Annotated in this window: 21 protein-coding genes and 2 pseudogenes; 5 read left to right on the top strand and 18 right to left on the bottom strand. The window is 69.3% G+C overall.

Translation table 11 applies throughout. The features are described 5' to 3' along the window. Window positions 1–61: 61 nt before the first annotated feature. The gene (locus tag WME95_RS41240) at window positions 62–493 is read right to left on the bottom strand and encodes a nuclear transport factor 2 family protein (protein WP_437904736.1); all 432 of its coding nucleotides are present in this window, start codon (window positions 491–493) and stop codon (window positions 62–64) included. 228 nt (window positions 494–721) lie between these two features. Here WME95_RS41240 and WME95_RS41235 point away from each other — a divergent pair, with 228 nt between their 5' ends. Continuing rightward, window positions 722–1156, top strand: a complete 435-nt coding sequence (locus WME95_RS41235; protein WP_437904735.1) for a hypothetical protein — start codon at window positions 722–724, stop codon at window positions 1154–1156. On the opposite strand, the gene WME95_RS41230 is transcribed toward WME95_RS41235, so the two are convergent. The 8 genes from WME95_RS41230 to WME95_RS41195 all read right to left on the bottom strand — a co-directional run bounded on the left by WME95_RS41230 (window position 1146) and on the right by WME95_RS41195 (window position 9306). Continuing rightward, window positions 1146–1763 (bottom strand): CAP domain-containing protein, encoded by a 618-nt coding sequence (locus tag WME95_RS41230; protein ID WP_437904734.1) that lies wholly within the window; start codon window positions 1761–1763, stop codon window positions 1146–1148. The two genes, WME95_RS41235 and WME95_RS41230, sit on opposite strands and share 11 nt — an antisense overlap. Window positions 1764–2196: 433 nt before the next feature. Beyond that, window positions 2197–3321, bottom strand: a complete 1125-nt coding sequence (locus tag WME95_RS41225) for an alpha/beta hydrolase family esterase (protein ID WP_437904733.1) — start codon at window positions 3319–3321, stop codon at window positions 2197–2199. Between the two features lie 215 nt (window positions 3322–3536). Then, window positions 3537–5447 carry an aldo/keto reductase gene (locus WME95_RS41220; protein ID WP_437904732.1) on the bottom strand — a complete coding sequence of 637 codons (1911 nt, stop codon included), beginning with the start codon at window positions 5445–5447 and terminating at the stop codon, window positions 3537–3539. A gap of 190 nt (window positions 5448–5637) precedes the next feature. Continuing rightward, window positions 5638–6627 (bottom strand): RNA polymerase subunit sigma-70, encoded by a 990-nt coding sequence (locus tag WME95_RS41215; protein ID WP_437904731.1) that lies wholly within the window; start codon window positions 6625–6627, stop codon window positions 5638–5640. Further along, on the bottom strand, window positions 6617–7258 hold the full coding sequence (locus tag WME95_RS41210; protein WP_437904730.1) for a glutathione S-transferase family protein: 642 nt from the start codon (window positions 7256–7258) through the stop codon (window positions 6617–6619). The genes WME95_RS41215 and WME95_RS41210 overlap by 11 nt, the downstream gene beginning before the upstream one ends. A 206-nt stretch (window positions 7259–7464) precedes the next feature. Then, window positions 7465–8640 (bottom strand): WD40/YVTN/BNR-like repeat-containing protein, encoded by a 1176-nt coding sequence (locus WME95_RS41205; RefSeq protein WP_437904729.1) that lies wholly within the window; start codon window positions 8638–8640, stop codon window positions 7465–7467. Window position 8641: 1 nt separating this feature from the next. Further along, on the bottom strand, window positions 8642–8920 hold the full coding sequence (locus WME95_RS41200) for a MoaD/ThiS family protein (protein WP_437545718.1): 279 nt from the start codon (window positions 8918–8920) through the stop codon (window positions 8642–8644). 128 nt (window positions 8921–9048) lie between these two features. Continuing rightward, the gene (locus WME95_RS41195) at window positions 9049–9306 is read right to left on the bottom strand and encodes a LysR substrate-binding domain-containing protein (RefSeq protein ID WP_437904728.1); all 258 of its coding nucleotides are present in this window, start codon (window positions 9304–9306) and stop codon (window positions 9049–9051) included. Window positions 9307–9347: 41 nt separating this feature from the next. Here WME95_RS41195 and WME95_RS41190 point away from each other — a divergent pair. Continuing rightward, window positions 9348–9449: pseudogene (locus WME95_RS41190) on the top strand (SDR family oxidoreductase); the annotation flags it as partial. 16 nt (window positions 9450–9465) lie between these two features. Here the strand turns inward: WME95_RS41190 and WME95_RS41185 are convergent. The 3 genes from WME95_RS41185 to WME95_RS41175 form a co-directional block, all read right to left on the bottom strand. Further along, window positions 9466–10698: a flavin-dependent oxidoreductase gene (locus WME95_RS41185; RefSeq protein ID WP_437911083.1), complete on the bottom strand. Its 1233-nt coding sequence runs from the start codon at window positions 10696–10698 to the stop codon at window positions 9466–9468. Window positions 10699–10954: 256 nt separating this feature from the next. Further along, complete coding sequence (locus tag WME95_RS41180; protein ID WP_437904727.1) at window positions 10955–11227, bottom strand: hypothetical protein; 273 nt, start codon at window positions 11225–11227, stop codon at window positions 10955–10957. 383 nt (window positions 11228–11610) lie between these two features. Next, the gene (locus tag WME95_RS41175) at window positions 11611–14925 is read right to left on the bottom strand and encodes a kelch repeat-containing protein (RefSeq protein ID WP_437904726.1); all 3315 of its coding nucleotides are present in this window, start codon (window positions 14923–14925) and stop codon (window positions 11611–11613) included. An 840-nt stretch (window positions 14926–15765) separates the two neighbouring features. Between WME95_RS41175 and WME95_RS41170 the strand changes: the two genes are divergently transcribed. Beyond that, on the top strand, window positions 15766–16074 hold the full coding sequence (locus WME95_RS41170; protein WP_437904725.1) for a hypothetical protein: 309 nt from the start codon (window positions 15766–15768) through the stop codon (window positions 16072–16074). 6 nt (window positions 16075–16080) lie between these two features. Here the strand turns inward: WME95_RS41170 and WME95_RS41165 are convergent. From WME95_RS41165 to WME95_RS41155, 3 genes and pseudogenes are all read right to left on the bottom strand, one after another. Next, window positions 16081–16518: pseudogene (locus WME95_RS41165) on the bottom strand (LysR substrate-binding domain-containing protein); the annotation flags it as partial. A 97-nt stretch (window positions 16519–16615) separates the two neighbouring features. Further along, entirely contained in the window at window positions 16616–17074 is a 459-nt protein-coding gene (locus WME95_RS41160) for an N-acetyltransferase family protein (protein ID WP_437904724.1), read from the bottom strand. A 53-nt stretch (window positions 17075–17127) separates the two neighbouring features. Continuing rightward, entirely contained in the window at window positions 17128–17736 is a 609-nt protein-coding gene (locus WME95_RS41155; RefSeq protein WP_437904723.1) for a GyrI-like domain-containing protein, read from the bottom strand. Window positions 17737–18342: 606 nt separating this feature from the next. Between WME95_RS41155 and WME95_RS41150 the strand changes: the two genes are divergently transcribed. Further along, window positions 18343–19545 carry an IS110 family transposase gene (locus tag WME95_RS41150; protein ID WP_437904722.1) on the top strand — a complete coding sequence of 401 codons (1203 nt, stop codon included), beginning with the start codon at window positions 18343–18345 and terminating at the stop codon, window positions 19543–19545. Between the two features lie 589 nt (window positions 19546–20134). On the opposite strand, the gene WME95_RS41145 is transcribed toward WME95_RS41150, so the two are convergent. From WME95_RS41145 to WME95_RS41135, 3 genes are all read right to left on the bottom strand, one after another. Beyond that, complete coding sequence (locus WME95_RS41145; RefSeq protein WP_437904721.1) at window positions 20135–21001, bottom strand: alpha/beta fold hydrolase; 867 nt, start codon at window positions 20999–21001, stop codon at window positions 20135–20137. After that, on the bottom strand, window positions 20991–21137 hold the full coding sequence (locus WME95_RS41140) for a hypothetical protein (RefSeq protein ID WP_437904720.1): 147 nt from the start codon (window positions 21135–21137) through the stop codon (window positions 20991–20993). The genes WME95_RS41145 and WME95_RS41140 overlap by 11 nt, the downstream gene beginning before the upstream one ends. A 238-nt stretch (window positions 21138–21375) precedes the next feature. Continuing rightward, window positions 21376–22218 (bottom strand): hypothetical protein, encoded by an 843-nt coding sequence (locus tag WME95_RS41135; protein ID WP_437904719.1) that lies wholly within the window; start codon window positions 22216–22218, stop codon window positions 21376–21378. Between the two features lie 208 nt (window positions 22219–22426). Between WME95_RS41135 and WME95_RS41130 the strand changes: the two genes are divergently transcribed. Continuing rightward, window positions 22427–23362 carry a LysR family transcriptional regulator gene (locus WME95_RS41130; protein ID WP_437904718.1) on the top strand — a complete coding sequence of 312 codons (936 nt, stop codon included), beginning with the start codon at window positions 22427–22429 and terminating at the stop codon, window positions 23360–23362. Window positions 23363–23444 lie beyond the last annotated feature (82 nt).

Here is a 23444-nt window from a genome sequence, read left to right as displayed (position 1 = left end):
CCACTCTTCTGGATACCTTCGAGATCATCGATCGGCTCATGTGCGCCGATTGAGCTCGCGTCTATTTCTTCACCGTTGAATGCACGAAGTGCAGCTTCCATTCATTCCCAACCTTCTTGAAGATCGCGCTCTCCAGAAAGTCGCGTGTCATGGTGCTCGCGTCGTTCTGCGTGAACTTGCCGTGGTTGATGTAGATCATGCTCCCTGAGTTGTTGTCGACGTCGATCTTGACATCGTCCAATGAAAAGGTGGCTTTGGCTATCGGGGATCCGTTGATGATCGTGATCAGTCCGTCGTTGTCGATGATCTTTCCGTTTTCGTAGATGACAAAGTCGGGCGTCGTCAAGGTCTTCATTCGTGCGAAGTCCCTCCGGGTGACGCAGTCGAAATACGACACGACGACTGCCTTCAGCTTTTCGGGACCATCGGGTCGATTCGGCTGACAAGCGGACAACGCTCCGGCGAGCGCCAGGGGAATGAACGCTGCTTTCATGGATGCCGTCGACATTGCCATCGTCGAGAGCTGGTATCAATAGATATTCCCGGCGGCCGTTCACGGGGGGGGGAGGCGGTGCGGGCGCGGGCCGCGGCGCCGCTCGCTTGCGCCCCGTGACCTCCAGGCAACCTATCACGCCATGCGTACTGAATAGATCGGCGGCAGGTTATTGGCGACGGTCGTCCAGCCTTCTCCGCCGTCATCGCTCACGTAGAGCTGAGCCCGGTGCCGTCGGCGCTCGACCGCATCGACGCGACGCTCGACCTCGACCTGCTCCCCGGCCGGGGCCTGTGGCCGTGGATCCAGCTCGGCTGGCTCGCGAGCTACCGGCCGGTGAACGAGATGCGCGACGAGGCCTTCCTGCGCGACGCGTTCACCGCGGGGCTCACGTTCTGGAGCTGGCTCGCCCGCGGGCACCGCGCCTCGCTCGGCGTGGAAGGGACGTTCCTGTTCGACGTCCCGAGCCCAGCCGACACCTCGCCGCGCGCCTCGGGGTTGGTCTTCCTCCGCTACGACTACACCGCCCGCCGCGGCCTCCGCGACTTCCCGCCGGCGTCGCCCTCTCGCCGGACGGCGCGTGGGCCGCGCCGGCGCGCGATCAGCGCGAGGACGCCGCCCTCGATCTCGGGCGCGGGGCCCACCCGCGCTCTCAGCGCGTGAAGTTTTGGACGGCCCAGACTTTGCCGCTGCTCGTCGTGTAGAAGCCGCAGGCGACTTGGGTGACGGAGTCGTCGGTCATGTTGATGAAGTGGCCGTGCGTTTCGTAGCAGTCGCCGGTGCAGTTTGCGGTGGGTGGCGGGCCTTCGTCCCACATCTGTTGCATGCACAGGCCGATGACTTGCTTGTTGGAGGAGTAGCCAGGGCAGGAGTTTTGCGCGCCGCCGGGCTGACAGATTTTTGCTTGGATGCCGGCGTGAGCCATGTTGTGATCGGCGTCGTATTTCGCCATCTCGTTGGCGCAGGCTTCGCCGTCTTCGCGGCGCTTGAGCGCCGGCAGGCAAGCGCACTGCGTGAGGAACTGGTTGATGCGATTGACGCAGTCTTGCGCGAGGTCGCCGGTGCTCGGCGGTGGGTCCAGCTTGCAGGCGAGGTTCTTGACGCAGGCCCCGCCGCCGCCGGTTCCGCCGCTCGCTCCGCCGGCTCCGCCGCTCGCCCCGCCGGCTCCGCCATCCGCTCCGCCAGCTCCTGCCGACGCTCCGCCGCTCGCTGTGCCCGCGCTTTCCGAGGAGCCGCCGGCTGGCTCGCCGCCCGTCGACGCTCCGCCCATCGCGTCTCCTCCTGTCGTTGCGCCGCCATTCGTCGCATCGCCGCCGGGGCCCGTCGCGCCTCCGTTTGGTTGGGTGACGCCGCCAGTGCCGCTCGTGCTCGGGGCGCCCGCGGCGGCGCCCCCTGCGCCTCCTGAGCCGCCGGGCTCGTCTGGTGAGCTGGAGCAGGCGAATGCGAACGCGAGCACGCTGAAGGAAACGATACGCATACCTGCAACTGTGCAGCTGCTGCGACTAAACGATCAAGTAAAAGCGGGATGACGCGAGACGTTCGAAAATTCCGCTGCGTTTGGACGAGGTTCGCTTCCAACCGCTCGCTTCGTTACGGACAGCTCTTGATGTCGACGGACGCCGGCACTGGTCGACTGGTACAGGCGGCGGGCCACGGAGCGCCTCCCCATCGTCGTTGCGCCCGACGCAGTCCTCGACTCGAGATCAGAATTGCGTGATGAATTTCCACGCCTCGGGGGCGTTCCAGCTCGTCGATTGCCCGGGGTCCTTCGGCTCCCAGCCGTGCGGGCCGTCGAACACGCAGTACTTGGTGGGGTGACCTGCGGAGCAGCCCTTGTACTCGGTACACGTGTGGGGCTGGCCAGCTGCCGGGAAGGTGGTCGCCGACGGCTCCTCCATGCAGCCGTTGACCTTCGCGAATTCGGCTTGTTTGACGCGACCGCTGGTCGGCATGGGGGGGCCGCTGCTGTCACCGCTGGCTTGCGACGCGTAGTAGGCGATCGGCTTGGTCAACGTCGCCGTGCAGGAGCCCGTGAGATCTGCGCCCGAAAAGAAGGCGACGCCTCGGAACACGTCCGCGCGGGTGCAGGCGAGAGCCAGCGACATCGCTCCCCCGAAGCTGAAGCCGGTGGCGAAGATCCGAGTCTTGTCGATGCAGAGATCTCCCTCGAGCTCCTCCAGGATCGCGTCCGTCAGCTCCACGTCCGACTTGCTCCAGGAACCGGCGCCGTTCGCGGCGTCCGGCGCGACGAAGATGGTGGTAGCTCCAGCGTCGAGCGTCGCCATCGTGAAGTAGTTCCGGTTCGCCACCGACATGGCGGAGGAGCCGGACTCCGCGAAGGCGAACACGAGCCGATACGGCTTGTCCTTGTCGTAATCGCTCGGCACGCGAAGGATGTACTTGCGAGAGGCGCCGCCGAACGAGATGTCGATCGTGCCGTTTTGCAGCGTCTTCGCTTTGCCGCAGCCGGCGCTCTTGGCCGCGTCCGTGCCGGTCGCGCCGCCTGCGCTGCCGCCGGCTTGACCGCCACCACCGCTCGCCCCCCCCATGCCCGCGCCACTCGCGCTGCCGCCCTCGCCGCCGCTGGCACCGCCGGAATCGGAGCCACCCGACGCGGCGCCCGCTCCGCCCGCGCCCGCGGAGCCGGGCTGGCCATCGCCCGGGGTGCTGCCCGCGCTCTCGGCGTTACCACCGGCGCCCGCCTGCGCTTGGCCGCCCGCGCCTGCGACCCCCGGTTCTTCCGACGGAGGGGTGCTGCTCGACGAACAAGCAACACCCGAGAGTGAGAGCAGGGCGAGGACCAGGGAGGAGCAACGGGCGCTTGTCATCGGTGACTCCGCGCGCGCGAAGGGCGCGACTGGGACTCGACCCTAGCTCATGGCCTCCCGACCAGCAATGGATTGAGGCGCGCCGGTTCAGTTGTGAAGCAACAGCTCAAAATAGGCGCGTCACCATACCGGCCGCGACCGTATCGCTCGGCGCGCAGGTAAAAGAAGCCGGGCGCGTAGGTAGAAGGCGGGCCCACGCTCGTCATCGCGGGCGCTCACTCGCCTGGGAAGAGCTCCTCGGCCGTCATGTACTTCGCCCCGAGCGCTTGCGCGAACTCCCGGTCGCTTTCCATATCGCCGACCATGACCAGGTGCTCGCGCGCGAGCTTGTGGCGCTGGATCAGCGATATCCCGAGCCCCGGCAGGGGCTTGCGGCAGAAGCAGCCGACCGGAAACGCCGGGTGCGGGCAGTACACGACCTCGGCCACGGGCAGGCCGAGGAGCTCGATCGTCCGCGAGAACGCGGCCAGGACAGCCTCTTCGGTCACCGATCCTTTCGAGATGCCGCTCTGGTTCGACACGAAGAAGAGCGTGTATCCGTCGTTGATCCAGCGCTCCAGGGCCGCGCGCCGACCGGGCAGGAGCGCGACGTCGTCGGGGTCGCGCGGGTAGATTTCGCCGCTCTTTGTCGTTCGCAGCGTACCGTCCACGTCGAGGAGCAGGCCCTTGCCCGTGAAGAGCGGATCGACGCGCCGGGCAAACGGGATCTCCTCGACCACCGAGAAGCCCTCATCCACGTGCGGCGCCTCGAAATTCGCAGCCCACCGCGAGAGCGCCTGCGGCGGCGGCAGGTTGGGATCCTCCTTGCCGAGCGCTTTCATGTCCTCCGGCCCGAGCAGCTTGCCGTAGCGCTCGAGGACGCGGAGGACGACGTTCGCGTAGGCCTCGTTGATGGGCGTGGCCAGGTACCGGCACCGGACCGGCACGCCGTGCGCGTGCGCCATCCGGAGCACCGCATAACGCGACGCGCGCGTGCCGTACGTATTGTCGAGGACCACCCGCGTCTGCCCCGAGGAGAGCAGCTCTCCGAGCTTTTTGACCACGCCGTCGAGCGTGCCGCCGAGCTCATCGCGGTTCAGGCGCGCGTACCCTTTGGCCGTGTAGCGGGCGACCTCCGACGATTTGCCTGCCCCTTGAATTCCCATGATCACGACCACCTCGGGCGCATCGCCGGGGCCCTCTCCGGGCTCGAGCTTGCGCAGACCGGCGGGGATCACGGGCGGCGCGACCGAGGCCAGCACATCGGCCGTGGGCGCAAAGCTGGTCTTCGAGAGGTCGGCTCGATCGCGCGCGCCAAAGGGGACCCGGAGCGCGCGCAAGCAGGACTCGACGCTCTCCCGCCTGGTCGCCCCGAACAGGGGGAGGACCGGGGGGCCGAGATCGAGCAGGGCCGCGAGGGCCGCCTCCTGGGACGTGACGCTGTGCCGCGCGGCGATGGGCTTGATCGCGCGGTTCTTGAGGAGGCTATCGACCTTGGCGTGACCGCCGAGCGGCCGGTGGGCGAGGAACGGGATGCCCATTTGCTTGGCGAGCTCGAAGAGGCCTCGGGCTGCGCTGCCGCGATCGAGGACGCTCAGCTCCTCCTGGAGGGCCCGCACCGGAAAGTGCCGCTGGGCCTGGCGGACCTCTGCGATGGAGGTGTTGCTGAGGCCGAGGTGCTCGATGAGGCCCTCTTTCTGGAGCTCGGCGAGCGCGGCGAGGCTCTCTTCGAGGGGGGTCCTGGGGTCGGTCACGTGGAGGAGGAGCATGAATATCCGCGAGACGCCGAGCGCCTTCAGGCTGCCCTCGACCGTGCGGCGCAGGTGGTCGCGGCCGCCGTTCGGGGCCCATCGCCCTTTGGGTCGGGTGAGGCCCGCCTTGGTGATGACGCGCACGTCGTCGCGCGGGCCGGACCACGCGTCGAGCGCCTTGCGGACGAGGCGCTCTCCATAGTGGGCCTCGCGGTCGGTGAGGCAGTAAGAATCGGCGGTGTCGAGGAGGCGTATGCCTCGATCGAGGGCAACGTGGATGACGGCGGTCGCGTCCTCTTCGGAGGGGCGCCCCTCCGTGGCCAGCCGGAGCAGGCCGAGGCCGAGGGGGACGTCGAGGTGGCCTAGGACACCGTAGGGCGAGGGGGCGGGAGTCACGGAGACGATGACGTAGCCAGGTCCGCGGATCGATGCAAGCGCCAGCGCTGATGTCGTGATGTCGCGAGGGCTCGGCGGCGCGCGCAGCGAGCGGCCCTCGACGGGCCCGCGCTGCGCGCCGCGATGGCCGAGTTCGTGGCGCTCGTGCTCGCCGGTACGCGCGCGGCGCCTGGTAGCAGCATGGGCTCGCTCACGAGGTGGGCAGCTCCGACGGCACGCCGAACAGCGGGTACACCTCGGGCAGCATGAAATGGTCGACGGTCGCGATCGCGCCGTCGCGCGTGGTGACGAGCTGAATCGCCGACAGGGTGTGTGGCGCGCCGGCGGCTCGGGGACGATAGAAGGCCAACGCCGGTTGTCCGTTCGCGGCGATGCGCAAGTGCAGGAATTGCCGAGGGACGATGCTGCCGAACATCATCCGGTAGAAGCGCTCGTTGGCGGGGCGCCCGGAGACCCAGGTCGGCGCCGGCGGCATGGTGGTGCGCATCTCTTCGTGGAACAACGCGACCAGGGCGTCCAGGTTCGCCTCCTCGAAGGCGCGCACGTACTGCTCGAGCAAACGCGGATCCACCTGCGTGGTCGTCGCGATGTCGACCGGCTCCGCCCCGCCGAGCTTGCTGCCGATCGCGCTGCGGGCGCGGAACAACGCGCTGTTCGCTGCCTCCACGCTCGTGGCGAGCGCCTGCGCCGTCTCCGCCGCCGACAGCCCGACAACGTCGCGGAGCAGCAGCGTCGCGCGCTGGAGCGGGGACAGGCATTGCAGGGCCGCCACGAAGGCCAAGGCCACGCTCTCCTTGAGCGCGTAGCGCGCCTGGGGGTCGCGCTCCTCGACGCCTTCCAGCCAGGCGCTGGGCATCGGCTCCAGCCAGACGGGCTCTTCGACGCGGGGCAGCGGGGGCCTGGCGTCCTCCGTCGCGGGGAACGCGTCCGTCGGAAACAGGCGCCGTGGCCGGCGCTTCAGCTCGTCCAGGCAGACGTTGGTCGCGATGCGGTAGAGCCACGGCTTGACCAGCGCCTCGTTCTCCAGCGAGTCCTTGGCGCGCCAGGCGCGCAGCCAGGTCTCCTGCAGCACGTCGTCGCTGTCGTGCGCGGAGCCGAGCATGCGGTAGCAATGCAGGCGGATCGCGCCGCGCAGGGGCTCGACCGATCGCAAGAACGTGGCGTCGTCTTTAGGCGGCATGGGGCCTCATGGCGGCCTGGGCGTCGGCGAGGGCGCGGCGCATGCTATCGCGGCCGAGCACGCGCGTGAGCCACGACTCGAGGTGCGGAAACCCGGCCAGCGAGAGCCCGCACAGGGGCGCCAGGCTGTAGTGCGACGCGAGCGCGAAATCGGCGAGCGAGAGCGATCCGGCCAGGTAATCGCGCCCGGACAGCGCCCCATCGAGCACCTTGCTGAGGTGCGCGAAGTCGGCGCTGCTGGTGGCGATGACCGCCTCGTTGGGCGCCCCCTGGCCGGTCAGGCGCTTCACGACGCGCTCGAACGCGACCGCGGTCATGGCCGGTCCGAGGTGGGCGAGCTGCCAGGCCAGCCAGCGATCCAGCTCGGCCTGGGCGCGCGCCGTGGCCGGCACCAGGCCGCCGCCGCATTTGGCGGCCAGGTAACGCATGATGGCGGTCGACTCCCAGAGCACCAGGTCGTCGTCCACCAGCACCGGGACGCGCCCGTTCGGGTTCAGCTCGAGAAATTGGGGCGCGCGCGAGGCTCGTTGAAACAGGTCGACGTGGACCGGCTCGAACGAGACGCCGAGCTCGTAGGCGACGGCACGGACCTTGCGGCAGTTGGGAGAAAACGCGAAATCGTAAAGTTTCATGGCAGTCTTGTCCTCTCCCCTCCAAGACTGCCGCCGGGGCCGAAACTGTTCGGGGGCCGCGAAGTTTTTTCAACCGCGGCCGGCCGGCCGGCGCGCCCGCGCCCGGTCGGGCCAGGTCGGACGCCCCGGTCAGCTCCAGCAGTGCGGACAGCTCCGCCTTCTGCGCGGAGCTATCTGTATACCGCTTTCCCTGGCCAACCAACCCATCACGCCATGCGTACCGAATAGATCGGCGGCAGGTTATTGGAGACGGTCGTCCAGCCCTCTCCGCCGTCATCGCTCACGTAGAGATTGCCCGTGGTGGTGCCGAACGCGACAGTGCCGTCTTTGTTGGCGAGCGCGTGGCGGTAGATGACGTCGTAGGCTTGCTCCTGGGGCAAACCCCTGCGGAGCTGCTCCCAGGTCTCACCGCCGTCCTTCGTGCGAGCCACGAAGAGCGCGCCGTCGACGGTGATTCGCTGCATGTCCGATTTCCCGGGGACGACCCACGCCGTGCGTCCGTCCTTCGCGTCCGCCGTGATGGGGAAGCCGAAATGAACGCCTTGCTCCGGGCGGCTCACCTTGCGCCAGCTCTTTGCGCCGTCGCTGCTGTAGTAGATCCCAACGTGATTCTGCTGCCAGATATGGTCGGGATCGCCCTCGCATTGCTCGATGTAATGCGTATCGTGGCCCCACTCGGCGTCCGGTTCGGGCGTGTGATCGAGCCGCATGCCGCTGTTGCGCGGTCGCCAGGTCTCTCCACCGTCCGCTGTTTCGATGACGCCCGCCGTGGACACGGCGATGAGCATCCGCTTCGGGTCACGCGGGTCCACCACGATGGAGTGAATGCCGGGGGCGAACTCGCCACCCTCGGAGGCCGGCGTGCCAAACCATTTCGTCTCGCCTTTGCCCTCGCCTGTGAACAGGTCGCCGCCGCGTGACTCGTGGTTCCAGAGCGGCCGGTTGAGCTCGAAGGACCCGCCGCCGTCGCGGCTGACGAACAGGCCACCCGGAATGGTGCCCACGTAGACCGCGCCGCCCGGGCCGAAGCCGATGATCCAGAGCTTCTGTACCGTGGCCGGGCGCGTGACGATCTTGATGCCGACGCCGAAGTCGCTGCCGGCGTCCTCGTACATGTCCTGGCCGATGTAGCGAGCGCCCTCGGGATACTTGATCTGGGCGGGGTTGTCATTCCATGTCTCGCCTTCATCCGTCGAGACGGACAGCTTGGCCCCCCAGTGGCCGAAGCCGAGCAGCGCCCAGAGCTTGCCCGTGTAGGGATCGCGCGCGACATAGTTGACGCCGCCGCCGGCGTGGCCCGCGAGGCGCGGCTTCCACGAGCCGTTCTTTTTCTCGACGATGAACGTGCCTTTTCGCGTGCCTACCAGGATACGGCTTGCCATTTCACCCTCCGCTCAACGCTTGCAGAATGTGGACCTCGTCGTCGGCAGCGACCGCGTCTGTGAGTCCCTTGCGGTCGCGGATCATCTGCTTGCCGACGAAGATGTTGACGTGCGTCCGCAAGCGGCCGCGCTCGTCGCAGATGTAGAAGCCGATGCCGGGCGCGAGCCTCTCCAGGGCCGCCACGACCTCGCCTGCCGTCGACGCCTCGACGAGGAGGTGTTGACCTTCGAGGTGCGGGAAGAAGGTGAAGAGATGGCGCGTCAGGTGGACAGACGGCATGGTGGGCTCATCCTACTCCCGAGCTTGCCGCGGGTCAATTGGTTCTGCCAGGCCGGCAGGCGAGACGCAGCCTCACGCAGCCACACGCAGCCACACGCAGAGCCCCGATGTTCTCAGGGCCCAGACATTCACCTTCTGAGGCTTCTGTCGAGCGAAGACGGAAGCTCAGGGCGACAGCATCCTCGGTCGATACCGTCCTTCATCACGTCGTCATGGATGTGGCTCGCGAGGTGCTCGATCAGCGCCCGGACCGAGGGCGGTAAGCCGCGGCGCGAGGTGAACACGATGTGGACGATGCCCTCGGTCACGTACCACTCGGGGAAGACGCGGACGAGCTTGCCAGCCCTCAAGTCCGCCGCAGCGATGTGATCGGGCAACAACGCCACGCCCAGCCCTGCGATCGCCGCCTCTCGCAGGGCGGCGCTTGCCGGAAGAGGTGGCCAAGGCCGCCGTCTTCCTCGCCTCCGAGGACAGCAGCTTCATCAACGGAACCGAGCTCTTCGTCGACGGCGGCATGGCGCAGGTCTGAGCGCTCGGCGCCTGGTTCACGCCGGCGCGAGGGGCTCCGAGGCGCGCTTCAGGCCGGTCAGCACCCTGTAGCGGGCGGCGATGGCCTCCAGCTCGCCGGGGGCGAAGACGTCCTCGATGCGGTCGAAGCCGTCGGGCGCGCGCTCATAGGCGATCTGCAAGCACTGCTCCGGACCGCTGCGGCGATTGGCCGCGACGATGGCGGCGGTGGCGGGCAGGCGCTCGGCCTCGTAGGCGGCCAGCGCTTCCACCGGATCAGCGTGGGCGGCGAGCGCGCGGACCAGGGCGCGGGCGTCCAGGATGGCCTGGCTCGCCCCGTTGGAGCCGTTCGGATACATGGGATGGGCGGCGTCGCCGAGCAGCGTCATGCGCCCATGGCTCCAGCGCGGCAGCGGATCGCGGTCGACCAGCGGGAACTCGTAGATCGCCTCGGCGCTGCGGATCAGGTCGGGCACATCCAGCCAGCCGAAGCGCCAGTCCTCGAACCTGGGCAGGAAGTCGGCGGGGTCGCCCCGCCGGTTCCAGTCCTCGCGTCGCAGGCTCCTGGCGAACGCGAGATCGGCGGCCCAGTTGATCCTCTGGCGGCCGTCCGGCCCCGGTGGGGAAATCGGATAGACGACGAACTTCTGGTCCTGATGCCCGGCAATGATCATGCTGGCGCCGGTGAGGAAGGGCATCGCCAGGCTGGTCCCCCGCCAGAGGATGTGACCGCCGTAGATCGGCGGCCCCTCGTCCGGATAGAGGCCGGCGCGCGCCGCCGAGTGGATGCCGTCGGCGCAGATCAGGAGATCGGCGGAGACCTTCCACGCCGCGCCCTCGCGGTTGAGGAAGCGCGCCACGATGCGGCCGTTGCCCTCTTCGTGGCCCGCGAGGCGCCGATCGCAGAGCACCCGGTCGGGGCCCAGCCGCTCGACGGCGGCGTCGAACAGCACGCCTTGGAGGGCGCCGCGGTGGAGGGAGAGCTGCGGCGTGGCATGACCCGCGAAGCGGCCGCGGGGCTCGTCCCAGATGCGCTGGCCGAAGCGGTTGAAATAGATGAGCTCGCGGGTCGCCACACTCTGGGCCAGCAGGGCCTCGAGAAGACCCAGCTCGCCCAGCACCTCGGCGGCGTGGGGCAGGAGGTTGATGCCGACCCCGAGCGGCAGGATGGTGGGCGCCGCCTCGAACACCGTCACCTCATGACCCGCGGCGTGCAGCGCCAGCGCCGCGGCCAGGCCGCCGATCCCACCGCCCGCGACGATCACTTGCATAAGTCCTCCCGTAGACATGCGGCTCGACGCCGCCCCGTGTTGAAGCCGCCGCTCTCGATAGCCGGCACGGCGGCCGCCGTGCATTAAAACGGGCGCGCCGAGCGGTCCACAGCTCCTTACCACGATGGCCTCGCCGCCGCGCGATCACAGCACGTACCTGGCGTCCAGCGCCGTGCCCGATCCGAGCCGCTGGGAGTCTCCTCCCCACCAGGTCCTGAACGTCGTCGAGCAGGAGGCTTTCGGGATCACCCGCAGGCTACATGTCCGAGAACTCGATCCTCTCGGCTTCGAGGAGCAGCGCGAGGTTCGCGGGATCGGTGCGTGACGGCGCGAAGCCGATCCACCGGAGGCCGCTGGCCCTCGCCCTTTCCCATGTCGCGCGGCATGCCGCGAACCATTCACGAATGAACTCGTCCTGGCTATCTCGGAACATTTCCGGCCGGTACATCATGGATCGATAGGCCATGAGCATCATGATCTTCGTGAACGTGGACATCTCGACGTCGCGCGGTTCCTCATCCGACCACATCAGGATCCCCTTGCTCAGCTCGTAGCCGACCGTCGCGTTGGGATCCTCCGTGAGCGCCTAGATCTTCGCCCGATCGGCAGGCGGGAACAGATCGTTCGAGTCGCTGTCGAACACGTCGTTCATTCGATGAGCGTATCCAGGTGTCCATCCCGCGTCCAGGGACCGCGCGCCTCCGCTTGGCGGCCGCGCGCGTGACGCAGCGTGCGGCCAAGGACGCCGGCGAGAGCCTGCGGTGGAGCTCTCGCTCGTCGAACGGCTCTCCTCGTATGTCGTGGGGATCGACGTGGTAGCCGGTGTAGGACGTCCCGAAATGGGACCCTTGATGTGAGCTCTCTCCGGGCGAATGCGACCGCTACCGCATTCGGCCCGCGCGAGCAGGCGAGTCACCTTGCGGAGCACCCGGTGCGGCGCCGGGCGCCCCGCGCTCCGAGCAATGCGGCCAGCAGGAGCCAGGGGGCCGCCGAGCCCACCGGGCGCGGTGAGGCGCTGCACCCGCCGCTGCCGCCGCCCGCCGGCCCGCTGGATCCCGGGCTGCCGCCGGCCCCAGCGGCGCTGGTGGAGGCGCCGCCCGTGCCGCTGGCGACCGCGGCGTCTCCACTGCCGCCGGTGCCGCCGCCGCCCGCTCCGCCCTGGCCCCCGGCTCCGGGCGCCGCGCCGCCGCTGCCTCCAGCGCCACCCGCGCCACCTGCCCCGGTGGCCGCTCCCGTGCTCGCCGTGACGCCGGCGCCGCCAGTGCTCGCGCTGCCGCCCGCGTTCACCCCGCCGTCGCCACCGGCGCCACCGGAGCCCGCTTCGCCACCGGCGCCACCGGAGCCCGCTTCGCCACCGGCGCCACCCGAGCCGCCCGCGTCGACCGTCACGCAAGCACCGCTCTGGCACACGCCATCTCCAGGGGAGATGACACCGGGCGCATACAGCAGCACGTCGGCAAAGCCACACCAGTAAGCGTCGTTCTCGCAACCACCCAGGACGAGCACACGGCCATCCGCGAGCTGCGTCACCGTCTCCAGCCTCCTCGGAGAAACAGGCATCGGCACGTCCCACGTCCAGCCGACGCCGCTGGTGAGGTCATCGCGCCCGTCCGGCGGCCCCGCAGGGGCCCAGGTGTTCGTCGCCGGATCGAACAACCGGCCACCATCACGCGTGCCGACGACGAGCACCCTGCCGTCCTGGAGCAGCGTGGCCGTGAAGAAGCCGGATCGCAAATCGAGCATTGGCGCGGTGGGCGCCCAGGTGTTCGTCGCCGGATCGTAGATCTCGGAGCTGGCCCAATCCGGAATACCGCCGAGGACGAGCACCTTGCCGTCCTGGAGCAGCGTGGCCGTGTGCCTGTCGCGGCGCTCGGGCGCCACCGTCGCTCCGGTCACCGTCCAGACGTCGGCCCTCGGATCGTACCGCTCGGCCGAAGGCCCCTGGGCAGCGTCGCCGGTGCCGCCGACCACGAGGACCGTGCCGTCCTGGAGCAGCGTGGCCGTGTGATATGCGCGCGGCTGCAGCATCGGGCGGACCGCCGTCCACGTATCGTTCGCTGGATCGTACCGCATCGCGCTGTCGAAGCGGGGATCGCTCGCTCCATACCACCTTTGCACGTGGCCCGCGAGCCCTCCGGTGACCAGCACGGTGCCGTCCTGGAGCAGCGTGGCCGCGTGCCCGCCTCGGCCGGTTTCCATGGGGGAACCGGCGGTCCACGCGCTCGTGGTGGGGTTCGAGCACGGCGCGCCGTCGGGCAGCCGCGGCCCCGCCTGACACGCGCCTCCAGAGCCAGCATACCGGTCGCAGAAACCTGGCTGATGACAGCCATTGACAGCCGGACAGACCGTCGGAGCACCGGTCGTGCACACGCCTGCCTGACACGCGCTGTCCGTACAGCGCTCGCCGCACGGGGTACCGTCAGGCAGCGGAGCGTCGGCGCAGAGCCCCGTGGCCTCGTCGCACGCGGCGGCGTGACAGGCGTCCGTGGCCGTGCACGAGACCGGCGTTCCGACGCAGGCGCCCGTCTGACATGCGTCGTCCTGGGTGCAGAGGTCGCCGTCGTCGCACGCGGTGCCGCCGGGGGCAAGCGCGGGGATGCACTGGCCGGACGCCGGATCGCAGAGGCTCAGCTGACACGTGTCCGCTGCGGCGCAGGCCACCGGATCGGCGCCGGCGCAGGCGCCCGCCTGGCAGGTGTCGATCCGGGTGCAGGCGTCGCCGTCGTCGCACGGCGCGCCGTCGCTCGCCGGCGCGCCGGTGCAGGCGCCCGCCTGGCAGGCGTCGCCCTGCGTGCAGGCGTCGCCGTCGTCGCACGGCGCGCCGTCGCTCGCCGGCGCGCCGGCGCAGGCGCCCGCCTGGCAGGCGTCGCCCTGCGTGCAGGCGTCGCCGTCGTCGCAGGCCGGGCCGGTGACCGGGGCGCAGACGCCGTCCTGGGCCGCGCCGGCCGCGACCGCGCAGGCCTCGCACGCCCCGTCGCAGGCCGAGCTGCAGCAGACGCCGTCCACGCAGCGCTCGCTGCCGCCCCCGCACTCCGCCGCGGAGCTGCAGGGCTCGCCGGGGCGGCGGCGCTCCAGGGTGAACAGCTCGGCGCTCGCGATCGCGACGACGTTGTCGCCCGTCGCGCCGTCGTGGTCGCCGATGAGGCCGCCCGCGAGGAGGACCCTGCCGTCCAGGAGCAGCGTCGCCGTGTGATGGCCGCGCGGGGAGAGCATCGACGGGCCGGCCGTGAAGCGGCCCGCCGTGGGCTCGTAGATCTCGGTGCTGTCGCGAAGACGAACGCTCGGGCAGGGCCACGCTCCATCGTCGCAAGGGAGCATGTAATCGATGCCCCCCGTGAGCAGGACCTGCCCGTCCGGGAGCGACACGGCGCGCTGCCCTGAGAAATTCCAGACGCCAAACGAGGGGGTCGCTCTGGGGACCGGGGTCCAGGAGCCCGTCGCAGGATCGTAGATGTCGGCGCTGAGCAAGGTCTCGGGGCCTAGGTCGCCGGCGCCGGCCACGAGGATCCGGCCGCCCGGCAGCAGGGTGACGGTGGCCCCTGGCATGCGCCTATCGCCTCGAGCCCCCATGGTCGACCAGGCGTCGCTCGCAGGGTCATAGATCTGGCTGCGGTGCTCGCCATAGGGACCCTCGTTGCCATCGAGGAAGACCCTGCCGTCGGCGAGCAGCGCGGCGCCGTCGCTGTTGCCGTACCCGCCGCGCGGCAGCCTGGCGCCGAGGTGCCATTCGCCGGTCACGGGATCGTAGATCTCGCAGGTGAACGTCGCCTCTTCGCCCCCTCCTGCGACGAGGACCCTGCCGTCGAGGAGCCGCGTCGTCGCGTGCCGCCAGGGGCGGGGCAGCGCCATCGGCGGGGTGGCGGTCCAGGCATCCAGCGCAGGGTCGTAGAGCTCGGCCCTGAGCTCCGGGCTCCCGCCGACGACGAGCACCCGTCCGTCGGCGAGCAGGGTCGCCGTGTGAAGCTGGCGGATCGTGCCCATCGAGGCCGCCGGCGCCCACGTGTCCGTCGCGGGATCGTAGAGCTCCGCGCTCGCCTCGCCGGTGCCCCCCGCGACGAGGACCCTGCCGTCGAGGAGCCGCGTCGCCGTGTGGTACGCGCGCGCGACGCTCATCGAGGCGGCGGCCCGCAGCGGGAGCCGCGCCTGCTGCGCGACGCCGGGAGCGCCGCGCTCGGGCTCTCCCCCGGCGCAGCCCGCGACGAGGGCGAGGCTCAGCAACAGAGGCACGAGGAGCGCGGCGCGCCCCCTGCACCGGGCGACGAGATCGCGCGCGCTCCGCCGACGTGGAGCCCAGGACGGTGATCGAGGACGGCCCATGGTTTCGCCTTTTTTTGGCGGAGAGCTCACGACATACCGGACGGACAGACCTTCGCGGCCGACGCCGCGCTTCGCGTCTGGTGCGCGCGCCCGCCCCTGAGTTCACGGCGCGCGCGTCGCGATCGAGGTTCTCGCCGCGCGGTGGCCCGGTCAGGAGCGTCGACGGCGGGACCGTCGAAGTCGCGCACGGCGTCATCACCCAGGGGTCGCTGCAGTGGGCGTCGCGGGGGCCCTCCCGCGTCCGGCTGAACGCGATGAGGCGCCCGTCGGGCGACCACGCCGGGTCGCTCTCGTTCGCGTCACCGCGCGTGATCTGCCGCGCCTCACCCCCGCCGGCAGGGACGAGGAAGAGGTGCGTCCGGCGGTCCAGCACGAACCCCACCCCATCGCTCTTGTACAGGGCCCTCGTCACCACCCGCGGAGCCCCCGGCGGCGCATCGGAGGCGACCTTCGCCGAGAGGACCAGGGCAGCGCCGTCAGGCGACCAGGCGGGGATACCTGCGCCCGACTTGAGGTCGGTCAGCCGCTTTGCCTCGCCGCCGTCGATCCGGACGGAATGGCACTCAGGGAACTGCGCATCTTCCCGACATGAGCGCCGACAGGCTCATGCGCTCGTCGCGGTCCACGGCGAGGGTGACGGGCTCGCCTTCAGGCGCTCGGCCTCGTTCAGGGCGCCGCCGCAGCTGGGGGAGCGCCGCGCTGCAACGGAGAGTCTTCGCCTGCGCCACCGATCTGTCACGAGCGCGGAGCATGCTGTGGAACATGCGGAGCGACCCACCTGCCACGCTGGGACGACACACCGTGACCCTGTACGTCGGGCCGGCGGAGGACGAAGGCCCGGAGGCCAGCGAGTCGTCTGGCGAAGCCATCTGGTTCGACCGCCGAGATCCACGATCCATTCGCCGCGCCCAGGAGATCCTCAAGGACCGGCTGGGACTCTCGGTCGCACCGACGCTGTGCGACGAGCCTTCGCCTGGCCTCGGGGCAGCGCTGGGCCGGATCCTCGCGGCTCTCGTCGACTGGTGGGCGCCGGGCTCGTGGTCGCCCGAGCGGTATTGACGGCGCTCATCCCTCTGCGAGCGCGAGAGGCCGCTGGGCGATGACGTCCACGAGGTAGTCGCGCAGGGCTGTCACCTTGCGCGGCACGTGCTGAGCCGGCGGGTAGACGAAGAAGAGCGTTCCGACGGTTTGCTTCCAGCTCGGAACCACCCGTACCAGCCGCCCCGCGAGCACGTCCTCGTGTGCCAGGTAGCCGGGCAGCACGGCGAGCCCCGCGGCCATCCGCACCATGCCGTGGGCAAGCAGCAGATCATCGGTGGACACGCGAGGCGACGGCGGGCCTTGCAGCTCCTTCGGCAGGCGGCGCATGTCGGAGAAGGACACCCAGCGGTGCCTGGCGCAGTCGGCCAGCGAGCGCGGCGCACCGAATTGCGCGACGTAGCTGGGCGCAGCGAAGATCCCCAGATCCACGGCGCCGAGTCGGCGCGCCACCAGGCTCGAGTCCTTGAGCCTGGGAAGTAGCGTCGCGCCCGGCGGATCCGCGGTTCACCTGCGCATTGTGCCGCCGTCGCTGGACGCGACGGCCAGCTCGAACGTCGACTCACACACGCTTCATCATGGCTCGCTCGCCCGATTCGCGAGACGGACCGACGTCGATGAAACCGTGGCGGACGTACAGCGAGATGGCGCTGAGATTGTCCTGCTTCACGTCGAGGCGGAGCTCACTTCCGCCCTGCTCGCGTGCCCACCGCAGGATCTCCTCGACCAGTGCATCTCCGACGCCGCGGCCGCGCACCTCCGGCGCTACCCACATGCTGATCAGCTCGTAGGTGCCTTCGAAGGGCGCGCCTGTAGCCATGCCGACCGGCTCGCCGTCGACGTAGGCCACGAGGTTGCGGGAACCAGGCAGCTCCAGGCGCGCGCGCCAGCGCGCCTCGGATGCATTTTCCCATTCCTCGAGCGTCGAGCCGAAAGCATGGGGAGCGTCCGCGAGCGCGCGCAGCCTGACGTCGCGCCATGCGGCCCAATCTTCAGACGTCAAGGCCCGCAAGTCGATCACGTGAATCCCTCATGTGCTTGTGGCGAACTGCCCGAGCCGAACGTTCGAGGCCATCACTCCATGGGTTGGCGGATGATGGTCTTCCACTTGGCCGGATCGGCGCGGCGGATGTCGCTCAGATACACCTCGTGGTGCTTTCCTGCAAGCGCCGAGCGCGCGCCGATAAAATCGTGGACTCGCTGAATGGTCGGCCCTTCTTCCGTAAAGGGGCCAATGTGAAGTATCTGGGCGCACGACCCTTCGGTGAAGCTCTCCAGTCTGAGCGCGTCCAGCGCGGGGAGCGCCTTCTTTCGCCTCACCTCCGCCATGGCCGCCTGAATCACCGCCTCCCCAACGAAATGAGGCTGCATGATCATCATCGTCCATTTCCATCGTGACCTGTCGTTGGAGGTGAAGACGGACATGTCGTCCGACCACCAGAGGCCTTCGAGGGGCATGACCGCGTAGTCGATTCCTCGCGCCCCCTTCTTCACCATGAACTTCGTCGTGTAGGAGACGGAGAACAGCGCTTCCACGGCCTCGGCATACTCCCGTGATGTGTTGGGATCGCCCTTGCCGTCGATCATGAGGAACTGAAACGTCGGCACGTCAACCTGAACCACCTCCTTCGCGGATGCCTGGTAGAGATGTTTGAGTTCCCGCTTGAGATCGACTTTCGACATGAATGCACCTGATGATAGCCAACGTGTTGCGCTTCAGCTAGAGCGACAAACGGGTTGAAGCTACGAGAGAAAGCAGGAATTCCACAGGGAGGCGGGGAGCGAGAGACGGCAAGAGGGAGAACTTCATTTTCTTCTCTTCCTCCCCGCCTCCCCGCCTCCCTGTGAAAATTCTCCGGGTTTCAACGTGATAGATGGGATGAGGCAACCCAAGCGGAGCCTGGATCCACGATGCCGACCGCACCGACCCGTGCGTCTGCTCGACGTGTCCGCGCGGCGGGGCCTGCGAAGACAGCCCGCTGCACCGTGGAGGTCGGCCCATCGGCAGCAGCAGAGCGTGCTGGAGTGCTCGGGGGCGTCAAGGGTTCGCGAGCGGAGCTCGCCGGCTCCGCCGCCCTTGACTCCCCCTGCGCGCTCCAGCCGGACAAAGCTGCGGGCGACGGGCGGACGGAGGCCTCCGGCGGGGGCTCCAAGCTCCGGAGAGCAGCGCGCAAGAAGGAGCCACTCGGAGCAGCAAGCAAGATGGCTGACCTCTCGCCTGCAGGGTTGCCTGCGGGCACCCCCACGCGTTCGAAGACGCAGTCGACGGGGGCCCAGGAGAGGTCAGCCATGCGAAGTGTAGCGCTGGATCTGGGGGTCAACGAGATTTCGTTCTGCGAGGTAGCGGGCGGGCAGGTGGCGCTGCGACGCACGGTCCGCTCGTTTGATTCGCTTCAGGACGTCCTCGGTCCGTCGTCCTCGCCGGCCCGGGTGGCGCTCGAGGCGTGCCGCGAGGCCTGGGTGGTTCACGACAAGCTCCGCGATTGGGGCCACGACGTCTTGGTCGTCGACACCACGCGAGCACGTCAGCTCGGCGTTGGCCAGCACGGCCGCAAGAATGACCGCCTCGATGCCGAGGCGCTGGCGCGCGCCGTCGAGCGCGGGGGCATTCCGCTCGCTCACGTGCTGTCGCCCCACCGGCGAGCCATACGCCACCAGCTGGCCGTGCGACGCGCGCTGGTCGAGACGCGGGCCCAGTATGTCACCACCGTGCGCGGCATCCTGCGCGCCTGCGGACACAAGGTCGCGACATGCATGACCGAGGATTTTCTCGCGCGGCTGAGCGAGGCCTCTTTGCCAGCCGATACCCGTCAGCTGGTCGGGCCCTTGGTGACCGCGCTGGAGGTGCTCAACCCCCAGATCGCGCTGGTCGATGCTGCGCTCGAGCAGCTGTGCGCCCACGAGCCGGTGATCGCGCGGTTGACCACGGCGCCCGGCGTGGGGCTGGTCGTCGCTGCCGCGTTCGTCTCGGTCGTGGACGAAGCCAAGCGCTTTCGCCACGCCCACCAGCTCGCCTCCTACCTGGGTCTGGTTCCCTTGGAGGACACCTCCGGCGGGCGCGACAAGCGGCGGCTGGGTTCGATCACCAAGCAAGGCAACGCGTACGTGCGCATGCTGCTGACGCAGGCCGCGCACACTATCCTGCGGCACAAGAACAAGAGCGGCGACGACCCACTGCGTCGATGGGCAGACGCCATTGCCGAACGCCGGGGTCGCCACATCGCCGTCGTGGCGCTGGCGCGGCGGCTGTCGGGGGTGCTGTGGGCCATGTGGCGCGACGGCACGCTCTACGACGCGCAGAGCGCAGCGGCTGCCTCGGCCAAGGGCCTGCGCCTGCAGGCGCAGTCGGTCGAGCAGCAGGCGCACGCCTTGCAGCGAGCCACGGTCAAGGCGCGCCGCCGGCAGCGGTCCGTCGACAAGGGACTCAATGCCGCCACGGCAGCGGCTCCATCGAGGCCGAGCTCGACCTCAAGGAGGGCCTCGATGCACTGACTTCCCCCACACGGGGGACCTGCGCCACGAGCGCGCCACGTTGGGAGCGTGAAAGAGGGCTACGTGGATGAGCGCGGGAACACCGAGGGTGATCCGCCTCTGGGTAGAACACGCCGTTTGATAGATTGCGCCTCCACGATCCCGTTTCGGACCCCAGCCTGCATCCAGGCCACCAGGGCAACCGCCGGCCTGTGAATGCGGATCGTCGATTGAGCCACAGCTCGCTCCTGCGGACGCGACGCGGCGCTCCAGCACAACCGTAACGACGCCCACCAGGGCGAAGGGAGACGTCCATGCCGAAACGACCTGCACTGACGACGCCGAGCGCTACCGCTGCCGCTTCGAAGCCGGTCAGCCGCGGAAAGAGAGCGCTAAAGCCCTTGACCTCGGGGTTGCCTCATCGTCGGTGTTCTAGGGAGCGTCAGCGCCGTGGGCTGCAAGCGGCGGTCAGGCGCCTCTTGCTGACCGGCAAGGCTTCTTCAGAGCGGGGTACGTCGACGCAGGATGCGCCCGGCTCGTCCACCGGTCGGCATCCGCGTCACGCGCCCGGAACCCAGCTGCCGAGCGTCGGGCTCACGGTGCGCACGTCCTAACGCGGTCCCTCCACGCGCCTGACGAAGGCGCTCATCAACGCGGCGCATTCGGCCGGATGGGTCTCCAGCAAAAAATGCGGGCCGTCGAGGATGTGCGCCTCCATGCGCGGGAGCGCCTTCATCCAGGAGAGGGTCTCCTCGAGATCGAAGAAGATATCGTGCCGCCCCCACAGCATCAGCGCCGGGGGTTGCCAGCGACCGAGATAATCGGCTATGTCCCCGAACCGCGCGACATGGCTGCGATAGTCGAGCACCAGCGCGCGCTGCGTCTCGAGCCGGCCGGGGAGCGACATGATCCGCCAGTCCTCCTCCCACAGTCGGGGATCGATGCGCTCGGCGATGTCCTGGGGCACGCCGCCCAGATATTGGTCGCGCGTGCCCTCGAAGGTCAGGTGCGCGGTCGCCTCGGCTTCCCGCTCCGGCGTGGGATCGTCCCAATAGGCCCTGGTCGCCGACCATTGCGGCCCCATCCCGCTCTCATGGGCATTGGCATTCTGGACGATGAGGCTGCGTATCCTGCGCGGCGCGCGCGTGGCAAGATGAAGTCCTACCGCGGTTCCAAAATCGTGGAGGTAAAGGTGGAAAGACCCGGCCCCGAGCCGCGCGAGCAATCCGTCGATCATGTCCGCGAAACGCGAGAATGAGGGGCGCTCGACCGGCTCGGAGCCGCCGAACCCCGGAAGGTCCGGGGTGATCACGAAGCAGTCCCGCGCGAGACAGTCGATTACGTTCCGGAACGATTCCGAGGAGCTTGGAAAGCCGTGGATCAGGAGAAGCGCCGGCTTCTCCCGATCGCCCGCCAGGCGGACCGCGATTTCGGCACCTTCAATCTCGAACCTCACCAGCTCCGGTTTACTCGCCATTGAACGCTCGCTGTAGGTTCTCCGGCAGCGGCGCGTCGAAGTCATCGGCGATCTGGACCGTACCCCGATCCATGCCAAGTGCTGCCCGCTTGTCGCGTGGCGCAGCCTTCTGCGGGGCGGTGATGAGGACGATCACCTCCGCTGGACCTTCTGGAAGGTCTGCGGGCACCTGCAGCTCTACTCGACGGTCTGCGGGGATGACGATGGGGCGCCTGGCGGCTTGCACGCTGCTTCCTACTGCTCCGTTACCAGCGATTTCAGTCTAGCGTCAGAGCTCCGCGGCGTCACGCGCGATGTCCGAGGTAGGCCGGCCGGTGCGCGCGGCCCGGACGAACACGTCCGGCAGGTCATGCATTCGTCTCCGCCCGCCGTCCTCAGGCCCTGCCGAGGATGCGGCGGAAGAAACCGGTCTTCGGGGGCGGCGCCTCGACGGGTCGCCCGACCAGCCAGCAGTCGGCGACCACGAGCGTCGCGCGCTCCGGGACCTCCACGGCGTCCGCCGGCGCGACGATGTCGATGGGACCGCCGAGGGTACGGACGCGCGTGTGTACGAACCTGCTCCCGGTGATCTCGTTGCGTGCAAGGGTGACCGACTCGACGTTCCCCGTGAGCAGGGCGCGGGCGCGCGCGCCGAGCTCGCCCTCGGCGCCGAACATGCCGTGCGGCAGGAATGCCTGGTCCGCGAGGCGCATGGGCTTGCCGGGCTCGCGCGGGACGCCGGGCTCTGCCTCGCCGAAGAGCGCCGCCTGCGCGCGCTCGAGGTCGTCGGGCGTGGTGCAGAGTGAAAGGGACGAGGCGAAGCCCACGATCACGACCTCGAACGTCCGCTCGTCCGCGAGCCAGGCCTGATAGGGCTCGAAGAACAGGAATTGCAGCGCGGTCCGCGTGCACATCTCGCCGGACGAAGGGTCGAGCACGTCGCAGTCCGCGCCGCTACAATGCAGGCATTCGCGATCGAGGTGCGGCGCGCTCGTGTGCACCCGCCAGCGCGTGCCGCCGTCGGGCGCGGCGAAGAAGGGGGTGATGCAATCGATCGCCTTCTGGTCGTCAAGCCGGGCAGCGAGCGCGGCGCCGCTCGCGTCGCGGAACCAGAGGTAGTGCGCCGCGGACGCGCCGAGGTCCGGCGGCGGAGCGGCGCGCTCGAGCGCGGCGCCGACCGTACGCCGCAAGTCGTCCTCGGAGGAAGCAGCGAAGCCGATCGCGGACAGGTTGCTCATGGGGGAGGTATACCCGAGATCTGCACGCGTGCGTTCATGCGCGCGATTGGGTCGAGGGCGGCACAGCGCCGCCGCGGATGAGCTGCGTCGTTCCGAAGTTCTTCATCGAGCCACCGCGACCGGGCCTGGCGGGGGCGCCGTGGTCAGCATCTGCCTGGAGGAGGCCATCGCGAGGCCCGCCATCGCCCTTCCGTGATAGGAGAGGCCGATGGACCGGCTCGACGCCATGCTCGTTTTCCTGGCCGTTGTCGACACCGGCAGCCTGTCCGCGGCGGGCCGGCGGCTGCAGGCGCCGCTGCCTACCATCAGCCGCAAGGTCGCGGAGCTCGAACGTCATCTCGGCACGCAGCTTCTGATCCGCACCAGTCGCCGGGTCGAACTGACCGAGGCGGCGCGGGAATACGCGATTGCCGCGCGGCACATCCTCGAGCAGCTGCAGGAAGCCGAGCAGGCCGTCGCGGGCGAATATCAGGAGCCTCGTGGGGAGCTGTCCGTCACGGCGCCGACGATGTTCGGCGAGCTGCACGTCCTGCCGATCGCCAGCGAGTTCCTTGCCGCGCATCCGAAGATCGATCTGCGCCTCTTCCTGACGGACGTGATGGTGAACGTCGTGGAGGAGCATGTGCACGTGGCGGTCCGGATCGGAGAGCTGGAGGACAGCTCGTTGATGGCGAGGCGTGTCGGGTCGACTCGCTCCATCACCTGTGCGAGCCCGGGCTACCTGCGGGCATTCGGCGGCCCTCGGGCGCCAGAGGACCTGACGGGACGGGACGGCGTGACCTATCGTGGGTTCGTGCCCTCGCCCTGGCGGTACGTCCGGGACGCCTCCCACGTGATCGCGGAGCCGCGCGCGCGGGTCGCGGTCAATTCGCCCGCTGCGGCGGTGGTGGCGGCCAAGGCAGGCCTGGGGATCACGAGAGCCCTGGACTACCAGATCGCATCGGAGCTGCGAAGCGGAGCCCTCACGCCGCTCCTCGAGGCCTTCGAGGTGCCTGCTCTTCCGATCCACCTCGTCTTCTCCGGTCAGGGCCGCCTACCGCTGAAGGTCCGCGCCTTCCTGGACTGGATGGCGCCCCGGCTGCAGGCCCGGCTTGCGGCCGAAGGCGTCGGGGCGCCGGCGGGGCAACCGAGACCAGGCGCCTAGCGGCCCGCCGAGGCGACGGCAGCCTCTCGTTTTACGAGAGGGAGCCTCACGATCTGATCCACTGCAGCGCCGCCGGCGCGAC

The sequence above is a fragment of the Sorangium sp. So ce327 genome (assembly GCF_051530205.1).
In the GTDB taxonomy this organism is placed as follows: domain Bacteria; phylum Myxococcota_A; class Polyangia; order Polyangiales; family Polyangiaceae; genus Sorangium; species Sorangium cellulosum_B.
Note: the sequence above shows the minus strand (reverse complement) of the source record. Positions and strands in the feature narration are given on the sequence as shown.

Coding starts and splice junctions, on each gene's coding strand:
- WME95_RS41240 (WP_437904736.1), bottom strand. CDS start 493: ATGAAAGCAGCGTTCATTCCCCTGGCGCTCGCCGGAGCGTTGTCCGCT.
- WME95_RS41230 (WP_437904734.1), bottom strand. CDS start 1,763: ATGGGCGGAGCGTCGACGGGCGGCGAGCCAGCCGGCGGCTCCTCGGAA.
- WME95_RS41225 (WP_437904733.1), bottom strand. CDS start 3,321: ATGACAAGCGCCCGTTGCTCCTCCCTGGTCCTCGCCCTGCTCTCACTC.
- WME95_RS41215 (WP_437904731.1), bottom strand. CDS start 6,627: ATGCCGCCTAAAGACGACGCCACGTTCTTGCGATCGGTCGAGCCCCTG.
- WME95_RS41210 (WP_437904730.1), bottom strand. CDS start 7,258: ATGAAACTTTACGATTTCGCGTTTTCTCCCAACTGCCGCAAGGTCCGT.
- WME95_RS41205 (WP_437904729.1), bottom strand. CDS start 8,640: ATGGCAAGCCGTATCCTGGTAGGCACGCGAAAAGGCACGTTCATCGTC.
- WME95_RS41200 (WP_437545718.1), bottom strand. CDS start 8,920: ATGCCGTCTGTCCACCTGACGCGCCATCTCTTCACCTTCTTCCCGCAC.
- WME95_RS41185 (WP_437911083.1), bottom strand. CDS start 10,698: ATGCAAGTGATCGTCGCGGGCGGTGGGATCGGCGGCCTGGCCGCGGCG.
- WME95_RS41180 (WP_437904727.1), bottom strand. CDS start 11,227: ATGTGGTCGGATGAGGAACCGCGCGACGTCGAGATGTCCACGTTCACG.
- WME95_RS41170 (WP_437904725.1), top strand. CDS start 15,766: ATGCTGTGGAACATGCGGAGCGACCCACCTGCCACGCTGGGACGACAC.
- WME95_RS41155 (WP_437904723.1), bottom strand. CDS start 17,736: ATGTCGAAAGTCGATCTCAAGCGGGAACTCAAACATCTCTACCAGGCA.
- WME95_RS41150 (WP_437904722.1), top strand. CDS start 18,343: ATGCGAAGTGTAGCGCTGGATCTGGGGGTCAACGAGATTTCGTTCTGC.
- WME95_RS41145 (WP_437904721.1), bottom strand. CDS start 21,001: ATGGCGAGTAAACCGGAGCTGGTGAGGTTCGAGATTGAAGGTGCCGAA.
- WME95_RS41135 (WP_437904719.1), bottom strand. CDS start 22,218: ATGAGCAACCTGTCCGCGATCGGCTTCGCTGCTTCCTCCGAGGACGAC.
- WME95_RS41130 (WP_437904718.1), top strand. CDS start 22,427: ATGGACCGGCTCGACGCCATGCTCGTTTTCCTGGCCGTTGTCGACACC.